The sequence below is a fragment of the Mesorhizobium silamurunense genome, assembly GCF_014843825.1.
In the GTDB taxonomy this organism is placed as follows: domain Bacteria; phylum Pseudomonadota; class Alphaproteobacteria; order Rhizobiales; family Rhizobiaceae; genus Mesorhizobium; species Mesorhizobium silamurunense.
The window spans coordinates 1-8,780 of record NZ_JHQR01000089.1 but is presented as its reverse complement, the minus strand read 5'-3'; the positions used below and the strand labels follow the sequence as shown (position 1 = coordinate 8,780).

Annotated in this window: 8 protein-coding genes and 2 pseudogenes; 5 read left to right on the top strand and 5 right to left on the bottom strand. The window is 64.6% G+C overall.

Annotated elements, in window-relative coordinates; all coding sequences use genetic code 11:
- The first annotated feature begins 179 nt into the window (after window positions 1-179).
- The gene (locus DH10_RS10740; RefSeq protein ID WP_192255242.1) at window positions 180-860 is read left to right on the top strand and encodes a GNAT family N-acetyltransferase; all 681 of its coding nucleotides are present in this window, start codon (window positions 180-182) and stop codon (window positions 858-860) included.
- Between the two features lie 69 nt (window positions 861-929).
- Here the strand turns inward: DH10_RS10740 and DH10_RS10735 are convergent.
- Window positions 930-2,928: pseudogene (locus DH10_RS10735) on the bottom strand (PhoX family protein).
- Window positions 2,929-3,288: 360 nt separating this feature from the next.
- Here DH10_RS10735 and DH10_RS10730 point away from each other — a divergent pair.
- The 3 genes from DH10_RS10730 (at window position 3,289) to DH10_RS10720 (ending at window position 4,745) form a co-directional block, all read left to right on the top strand.
- A complete protein-coding gene (locus tag DH10_RS10730; protein WP_127859561.1) occupies window positions 3,289-3,627 on the top strand; it encodes a hypothetical protein in 339 nt (112 codons plus the stop codon).
- Window positions 3,628-3,678: 51 nt separating this feature from the next.
- Window positions 3,679-4,380, top strand: a complete 702-nt coding sequence (locus DH10_RS10725; RefSeq protein WP_192255238.1) for a phosphatase PAP2 family protein — start codon at window positions 3,679-3,681, stop codon at window positions 4,378-4,380.
- Window positions 4,381-4,475: 95 nt separating this feature from the next.
- Complete coding sequence (locus tag DH10_RS10720; protein WP_192384712.1) at window positions 4,476-4,745, top strand: helix-turn-helix domain-containing protein; 270 nt, start codon at window positions 4,476-4,478, stop codon at window positions 4,743-4,745.
- Between the two features lie 32 nt (window positions 4,746-4,777).
- Here DH10_RS10720 and DH10_RS10715 read toward each other — a convergent pair whose 3' ends face one another.
- Window positions 4,778-5,704: a DMT family transporter gene (locus DH10_RS10715; protein WP_192255233.1), complete on the bottom strand. Its 927-nt coding sequence runs from the start codon at window positions 5,702-5,704 to the stop codon at window positions 4,778-4,780.
- A gap of 97 nt (window positions 5,705-5,801) precedes the next feature.
- Window positions 5,802-6,662 (bottom strand): SMP-30/gluconolactonase/LRE family protein, encoded by an 861-nt coding sequence (locus tag DH10_RS10710; protein WP_192255231.1) that lies wholly within the window; start codon window positions 6,660-6,662, stop codon window positions 5,802-5,804.
- 112 nt (window positions 6,663-6,774) lie between these two features.
- Between DH10_RS10710 and DH10_RS10705 the strand changes: the two genes are divergently transcribed.
- The gene (locus DH10_RS10705) at window positions 6,775-7,560 is read left to right on the top strand and encodes a helix-turn-helix domain-containing protein (RefSeq protein WP_192255229.1); all 786 of its coding nucleotides are present in this window, start codon (window positions 6,775-6,777) and stop codon (window positions 7,558-7,560) included.
- A gap of 31 nt (window positions 7,561-7,591) precedes the next feature.
- Here DH10_RS10705 and DH10_RS10700 read toward each other — a convergent pair whose 3' ends face one another.
- Window positions 7,592-8,398: a C40 family peptidase gene (locus DH10_RS10700; protein WP_192255227.1), complete on the bottom strand. Its 807-nt coding sequence runs from the start codon at window positions 8,396-8,398 to the stop codon at window positions 7,592-7,594.
- A gap of 41 nt (window positions 8,399-8,439) precedes the next feature.
- Window positions 8,440-8,780 (bottom strand): annotated as a pseudogene (locus DH10_RS10695) (CHAD domain-containing protein); the annotation flags it as partial.

The window sequence follows — 8,780 nt, the reverse complement described above, 5'->3', positions numbered from 1 at the left end:
CGACACCGCCAAGCGCGACGTCTGGCCGCGCATCGAGGACGCGGTCGCGCAATTGTGCGCGGACCTCTCCGGGCCTCTTCTCGGCCAGCTCGCCGCCATCACGAGGATCGGCTGGCCGCGACCCCGCTCCACCGGCGCGCGGAAAAAGCCAAGGCCGTCGCGCCCAAGGCCGTCGCGCCATGAAACACGTTCTCGACCGTCCCATCTGGAGCGCGCTTGCAACGCGCCATCAGGCCTTCGCGGAAGGCGACAATCTTGCCCGGCGGTACCGGCCGTCGATCGTTCCTTTCGCCGCCACCGCGGCGGACGATGCGGAAAGCCTGCGCGCGCTGGGCAAGCTTCTCCCATCGCTTGAAAGCTCGATCCTGGTTCAGACGGACAGGATCGTCCTGCCTGTGGAGCTTTCCGCGGTTTCGACAGCGTCCCTGGTGCAGATGGTCGCCGAGCAACCGGTGCAGACGGTGTCCGATGAGCGTGTGCAGCGACTGACACGGCACGATGCGGCCGAGATGCTCGCCCTGGCATCGCTCACCAAGCCAGGCCCGTTCACACTGGAAGCCTTAAGCCTCGGCGAGTTCTGGGGCGTGAAGATCGACGGCAGGCTCTCGGCGATGGCCGGCGAGCGCATGAAGCAGCCCGGCTACTCAGAACTCAGCGGCGTCTGCTCGCATCCGGACTTCCGCGGCGGCGGCCTTGCCAGGCTGCTGTCGCTCTTCGTGGCAAACCGGATCATGGCGCGCGGAGAGATTCCCTATCTCCACGCCTATGACAGCAACGCTGCCGCCATAACGCTCTACGAGTCCATCGGCTTCCGGTTGAGAAGCACCCTGAACATGGCCGTGATTCGACGTGCGGGGTGATTGTCGACATGAGAGGAAGGATCCCGGATCACCGGAACCCTTCCTTCTGGTCTGCAGAGACCCGGCCTATCAAACCGCGATCTTGCCGCCGCCCTGCTTGGTGATCGCGACGACGGCCGGCCGCACCGGCATGTCCGGCTTGAAGTCCGGCCAGCGGGTCGACGGGTCCTCGTAGTAGGACGGGCGTCCAAAACCTTCCCAGTCGTCGCCGCCGTCGGCCGGATGCTGGACGGCGACGAAAGCGGTCTGGTCGTCCGGCGAAAACAGCGGGCCGCACATTTCGGCGCCGATCGGCACGCGGAAGAACAGTTTTGAGGTCGCCCGCGCAGCACCCTCGGTGTCGACCGCCCAGAGGCCGTCGGTGCGGCCGGTGGCCTTCGGCCCCTGGCCGTCGGTGGCGACCCAGAGGCGACCGGCGGAATCGACGGCGCAATTGTCAGGCATGCCGAACCAGCCATTGGCGGTGGTCGCTGTCGAGAAGGTGGCGCCGACATCGGCCACCGAGGGGTCGCCGCATTTCAACAGCACTTCCCACTTGCCCTTGGTGGCGGCGAAGTCGCCGCCGTCCTCGACGATCTCGATGATGTGGCCGAAGGCGTTTTCCGCGCGCGGGTTTGCCGCGTCGACCTGGTCGGCCTTGCGCTTCGAATTGTTGGTCAGCATGACATAGACCTTGCCGTTGCCGGCATTGGGCTGGATGTCTTCCGGGCGATCCATCTTGGTGGCGCCGAGCAGGTCGGCGGCGCGGCGGGTCTCGATCAGCACGTCGGCCTGGCTGGCGAACCCGTTCTCCGCCGTCAGCGGGCCTTGGCCGAACACGATCGGCATCCATTCGACCGAGCCGTCCTCGGCGAACTTCGCCACATGCAGCGTGCCGTCGTCGAGCAGGTCCATGTTGGCCGCGAGGTCATTGGGATTAAACTTCCCAGCGGTGACGAATTTGTAGACATAGTCGAAGCGTTCGTCGTCGCCGAGATAGAAGACGACACGGCCGTCCTCGGCGACGATCGATTCGGCGCCCTCATGCTTGAAGCGGCCCATGGCGGTGCGCTTCCTCGGCACCGAATTCGGATCGTTGACGTCGACCTCGACGATCCAGCCGAAGCGGTTGGGCTCGTTCGGCTCCTTGGCAAGGTTGAAGCGGTCGTAATGGGCACCCCATTCATAGGCGCCTTCCGGAATGCCGAGGCGCTTGTAGTTGCCGGCTTCCTTGTGGCCTTCCGGCAATTCGCCCGAGAAATAGCCATGGATGTTCTCCTCGGCCATCACATAGGTGCCCCCAGGGGGTGACGCCGCCGGCGCAATTGTTGACGGTGCCGATGACCTTGGTGCCGGACGGATCGGCATTGGTCTTGACGCGATCATGGCCGGCGACCGGACCGGAAAGCGCCATTTCGGTGGTGGACATGATGCGGCGGTTGAGCTTGCCGTCGCGCACCACCTGCCATTTGCCGCCTTCCTTGCGGATCTCGACGATGGTGCCGCCATGCGCCGCCATCTCGACATCGACCTGCTCCCTGCTGAGCGGCGCCACCTCGGCGGCCTTCTTGCCGTCCTTGTCGACGGTCTTGACGATGCCCGGGAACATCAGATGCGGGTTGGTGTATTCGTGGTTGACGACCAGCAGACCATGCTCGGCCGAGCCGTCGATCGGGATATAGCCGACATAGTCGTTGTTGTAGCCGAACTGCCTGGCCTGAGCCTCGGCCGACTGCCTGGTCGGATCGAACCCCGGCGAATCGGCAAACAGCGGGTCGCCCCAGCGCAAGAGCACGTCGGCGTCGTAGCCCGGCGCGACATGGTGCTTGTCGTCGATGCCAGCCTCGAGCTCGTCGAATTTGAAGGCGGAGCCTTCGGTGGCGCGCGCGTCGTCTGCCGCGACGAGCGCAAGCGGGCTGACGGTGGCGGCAATGGCCGAGACGGCCAGCGAACCCTTCAGGAAACCGCGGCGAGAGAAGCGCGCGGCGATGATCTCGCCCATGGTGCGGTTGTCGGTGGGATTGACGGGCGGGCCGTCATTTTCCTCGAGCAGGCTGGTGCGGAAGCGGGTCTCGGGGGATTGGGTCATAAGCTGTCCTCTGGCTCTTGAGGTGGCTGGAACGTGTGACCTGTCGATCCCTATAGGCGGCCGATCACATTTTCGTGACATCGGCATGATTAAACAAGGTCGATTTGCCGACTGACGATTGTTCGCCTCCGGCCGCGCATGCACCGGTGCCAATTACGGGCACAACAACCCGGCGAGCGGATCCAAGAGCGGCCTCGACGCAAAGGCGCCAACCATGGCTGCGAGGCGTATTTTGCGACATCCGGCTTCGATCCCGTCGCAGCGTGCCTCGCCCGACGCGATCAGCTTGACGGCTTCGCGCGCTTCGGAAACAAGAACGGCGACGGGCGCGGCGACGGCCGCTTCAGGAGGGATGAAAACGTGAGTTTCTGGGGATTGGCGCAGCTTGGCGTTTCGACGGTGATCTTCCTGCTGGCGGCGATGGCGGCCAAACAATGGGGACTGGCGCCGAGCCTGGCCAAGATCCTTTTGACGCTCGCGCTCTATTCCGCCGGCAATCTGATCATGCTCCGGCTGATCCGCGAATTCGGCATGTCGGTGTCGTTCAGCCTGTCGGCGGTGATCCAACTGGTGTCGGTGAATGTCGTTGCACTGGTCTTCTTCGGCGAGCGATTGAATGCATTGCAGGCGACCGGCGTCGTGCTGGCGATCGCCGCCGTCGCGCTGATCACGCTCGGGCCCTATATGCAGCGGCTGTAGCTGGACCGAAGGGCATCGAACAAAGTGGGCATCGAACAAAGTGGGCATCGAATGAAATCGACCGCCAAGGCGCTGCTCAACAGAATAGAATTCCCGGTGCTTCTGGCCGGGCTGGCGATCGCCTGCGGGCTATGGGGCCTGCTGGAACTCATGGAGGTGGCGCGCGCCACGACCCCGCACGCCTTCGACACGGAAATCCTGCTCGCCTTCCGCCATGCCGGACAGCCGGACAGCCCGATCGGTCCACCCTGGCTTCAAGGCGCGATGCGCGACATCACCAGCTTGGGCAGCTCCACCGTGGTGGTGCTGATCACGACTGCGGCGATCGTCTATTTTCTGCTGATGCGCCGACCGGCGACGGCACTGTTCGTGTTCGTTTCGGTGGCGGGCGGGCAGGTGGTGTCCAGCCTGCTCAAGCACGAGGTCGACCGGCCCCGCCCCGATCTTGTCTCGCATCTCGTCAACGAGACGTCACTGTCCTTTCCGAGCGGCCACGCGATGCTGTCGGCGGTGACCTATCTCACGCTGGGCTCACTCGCCGCGCGCTTCCTGCCGAACCGCAGGACGAAGATCTTCGTGCTCGGCCTCGCCGTGCTCACCACGGTGCTGGTCGGAACCAGCCGCGTCTATCTCGGCGTGCATTGGCCGTCGGACGTGCTTGCTGGCTGGTGCGCCGGCTTCGCCTGGGCCACGTTATGCTGGCTCGCGGCGCGCCTGCTGCAGCGGCGCAAGGTGGTGGCTGACAGCGATTGATCCCGCGCCTATTTCTAAACTCTCGATGATGCTTGAGACATTGTAATATTTATATTATACATCGATACTGCACGTCCAGACATGGATTCCGGCCGATGATGACTGCCGCACAGATGCGCGCTGGGAGGGCATTGGCCGGCATCGACCAGAGAACGCTCGCCGAGCGCGCCGGGGTTTCGCTTCCGACCATACAACGCATGGAAGCGAGCGAAGGCGTCGTCCGGGGCGTTGTCGACTCGCTGATGAAGGTCATCCAGGCACTCGACGAGATCGGGGTGGAGCTGATCGGCGAGAACCAGGCCAGCGAGCGCGGCGGCAGGGGCGTGCGGCTGAAGTCCTCCGCGGCGCAGACCCAGCAGCGCTGAGCCGCAACCGACATCAAACCGTCGCAGCGTCCTCAAACTGCCGCTTCGATCGGCTCGGCAAGCTTCGGGTTTGCGCGCGCGGCGATCAGGCAGCCACAGACGATCAGGCATGCCCCTGTCAGCGTTGTCCAGGCCACCTCCTCGCCGAAGAAGAACCAACCAAGCGCGATTGCCCAGATAAAGGCCGAGTATTCCGTCGGGATGAGATATTGCGCCTCGGCGCGGGCGTAGGACCAACTCATCAGGAATTGACCGGCGAGCGAAAGCACCGCCACCCCGACCAGGGGAAGCCAGAGGTCGTTCGGCAGCGCAACGGCAAGCCACGGCGCGGCGAGACCAAGGATGATTGCGACGCAGAGGTTCTGGAACAGCATGATCTCGATTGGCTTGGCCAACAGTGCCTGTTGCCGGGAGAGGATCAGATTATAGGCATAGAACACCGTCGATACGAGCACCGCAGCCGTGCCAAGCAGGGCATCTTGCGAATGGCTTGCCGCCCCAAACTGGCCGGCCAATATGATCGCGACGCCCGCGATGCCGGCCAGCGACGCCCACACGACCTGCCGCCTTATACGTTCGCCCAACAACAGCGCGGCGAGGAACAGCGCAAACAGAGGCGCGACAAAGCTGAGCCCGATCGCCTCGGCGAGCGGCAACCTGGCGAGACCCCAGAAGAACGACACCAGGACGATGCCGACAACCGCAGCGCGCAGCGCATGCAGCCCCAGCACCGGAAGGGCCGGTTTCGAGCGCGGCCCGGTCGACCAAGCCGTGCCCGCGATCAAGGTCGCGACCATGCTGCGCCACAGCACCGTGTTGTACACGCCTACGGCGATGACCAGGGACTTCATCGCCGCGTCCATCCCGGACAGCAGAAAGATCGCCAGCGCGCATATGAACACCGGGATCGTCGGGGAAACGGCGCAGGTCAGGCTGGATGTCTTCGCGGCTTCGCTCATGCGGCGGACTGCTACCCGGCAGCGAGCGGCGGAACCAGATGGCAGCCCCGTCGATATAGCGGTCCAATCCCGATTGACGTCGTTCCCCCGACGGCTCTCAGTCGATCTTCAGCGCCGCGACCGCGCCTTCGTTCATCAGCGGGACATAGATGATCGAGCTGCCATCGGTGCCGATGTCGGCGCTGCCCGGCTTGAAGGAAGCGACAACCTCGGGCTTGCCGCCGGCACGGTAGCGGTAGAGCGTGCCAGTCATGTAGGCGGTGGCGTAGATATCGTCGCCAATAGCGACGACGCCGTCGAGGTCGGCGAATTCTTGAGCGCCGGGCAGCGGCGTGACCTTCTTACTGGCCAAATCGACCGCGAGCAGGCTGCCGGGCTCCGCCGTGCTGAAATCGGGCTTGATGCCCTTGCCCCAGGACGCGACGATCAGCCGGTCGCCATCGGCGAAGACGCCGTTGGGCGAGGCGAGCAGCGCATCCTTGACGAACAGCTCCGGCTTGTCGCCGTCGATGCGGTAGATCGTGTCGGCCAGCATGTCGCTGACATAGACCTTGCCCGAGGCATCGGAAGTCATGTCATTGAGAAAGACGGCGCCGGGCACGTCGATGGTCGAGACCAGCTTGCCGCTGGCGAGATCGACGACGCGGATCTTGGTGATGTCGGCGGCGTAGAGCCTGCCGCTGGCGATCGCCATGCCCTTGGGCGCATCCATGCCGTCTACCCAGTGGCGGGTGATGACCTTGCCGTCCAGTGACAGCAGCGACAGATAACCGTTGCCGTCGGCATCGCCGGGATTGCCGACGATGTTGGAGACGACGATGCGCTTGTTGGCGGCGTCGACAAGCGCCGATTCCGGCTGCTCGAAACCGGATGCGCGCCAGATCTCGCCGGCCTGGGCGGCGGGAGTCGTCGCGATGCTGATGATGGCGAGAAAGGTCGAGGCGATGAGGGTTTTCATGGTGCTCTCCTGTGATGACGGCGGAGAGCTAGGTTTTTCGATACTTTTCCGGAAGGCGCTTCGGGACTAGTATCGAAGATCGATACGAATTCACGCAAACGAGGTGCATTCCATGAACGGTCCGATCTTCGAGGCGCTGAAACGGACGCTGAAGGCCAAGGGCCTGACCTACCGGGCGCTGGCCGAGCGCATGGGCGTTTCCGAGCCGACGGTGAAGCGTATCTTCCATGAGCGCAACTGCAAGCTCGACCGGCTGATGGAGATCTGCGCCGCGGCGGAAGTGGAACTGGAGAATGTGCTGGGCTCGATGAGCCGGGGGCCGGGACCGGCCAACCACGTCGCGCCGGAGATCGAGCGCAAGCTCGCCGCACGGCCGGCGCTGCTCTTCGTCTTCATCATGCTCTCCGAAAAATTCACGCCCGAGGGCATCATGCGCTCGCAGGGCCTCAGCGAAGCCTCGATGTTCCTCTACCTGCGCGATCTGGAAGAGCTTGGCCTGGTGGCGCTCGGGCGCGGCCTGTCGGCAAGGCTCCTTGTCGAGACGCCGATCCAGTGGGATTTCGAGGGCCCGCTGAAGCCGCATTTCGAGACGACCAACAAGAACTTCATCGGCTGGGCGATCGGCCATATGGACGGCCAAGCGACATTCGTCAGCTTCTCGCGGCGCATGCGGCCGGAAACGGCGGAGATGGTGCGGCGGGAGGCGGAGGACCTTGCCGAGCGGGCAAGGCTGCTTGCCCACCATGACCAGCACACCACGCCGGAAGATCAGCTCATCGGCTACAAATGGACCTTTGCCTTCGGCGCGACGCCGTTTCCGGCGATCATGCCGATTGGGCCGCACCCGCGAGATGCCGGCGCGCGCGCCGAGACCTCGAAGCGACCGCTGCCGGCGTGACCTGCCGACCGGGCCCTCGTCTCAGGCAGAGCTACTCGGCGGCCTTTTCTTCCGAATCGGCCGCGGTGTCCTCCCACGCGACCGCCCGATAGTCGAAGCCATATTCCAGCGTCGGCTTGACGATACGGAAATAGGGCGACAGATCGAAGTCGCGTGGCGTGTAGAGCGAGTGATGGCGGATGTGCAGGATCTCGCGGCGCATATAGCTCGACTGCGCCGAGGCGCGGCCGGGCGCTCGGGTGATCTCGGGCAGGATCGGATAGCGGACCTGGCCATAAGCTTCGGCGATCAGCGTCGAGCAGATGGCCCGTGTCGGATCGCCGGAGCCGAATGCCAGCAGGCGGCGGCGCCAGCGCACCGGCACCGGCGGCGCCGGCAGGAAAAAGCGCAGCATGTCGAAAATGTTCTTGAGATCGTATCTGAGGCCGAGCTTGCCGATCATGAAGGCAACGACCTTGTCGCGATCCTCGGGCGTCAGCCCACTCGCGCGGCAGATGCGGGTATTGTAGGTGCGGTAGCGCGACAGCGGCACGGCAACGCAGCCTTCGCCGAGCGTCACCTCGATCAGGCGCGGCCGCTCCGAACCGTCCTCGGGCTGCGGCAAGGCATCGCCGACATAGAAGGCCGCATGCGACCAGGTCGACTGGGTGAGATACTTGATCACCGCCGAGATCTTCTGGTTGCCTTCGATGAGCAGGACGTCACCAGGCTGCAGCGTGCGGCGCAGCGTGTCGGCATCGGACGGCGTATAGGGCTCATAGCCCGAAGATTCATCCTGCAGCCGGCCGGCGAGCCAGCGGCCAAGTCGATCCAGAAGGGTGTCGGCCGGCGCAGTCATGCCAGACGCCGATTAGCACAGGCCGGCCACTTAGACCATGATCAGGCCGCCTTGGCTTCCTCGTGGGGAACGGCGAGATCGTCACGCGCCTTGCGCGCCAGCCTTTTGGCCGAGCGCTTGGGGCTGTCGCCGAACAGTTCGGTAGCATCGGCAAGGCAGGCCTTGCTGAGGCTTTTTTCCGAACGCTTCAGGAGCTTGCGCAGAAGCTTGGTGTCTTCGGGCGGGCCGAGCGGCTCGCCGTCGGCGGCGAGCAGCGCGCGCATGACGAAGACGTCATGCAGCTCGCCCAGCAGCTCGCCGAGCTTGTCGACCGCCTTGCGGCGCGCCTTGATCGGCGTCGGCCACAGGCGGCCGAGCAGCGACAGATGCATCGAGTGCGTCT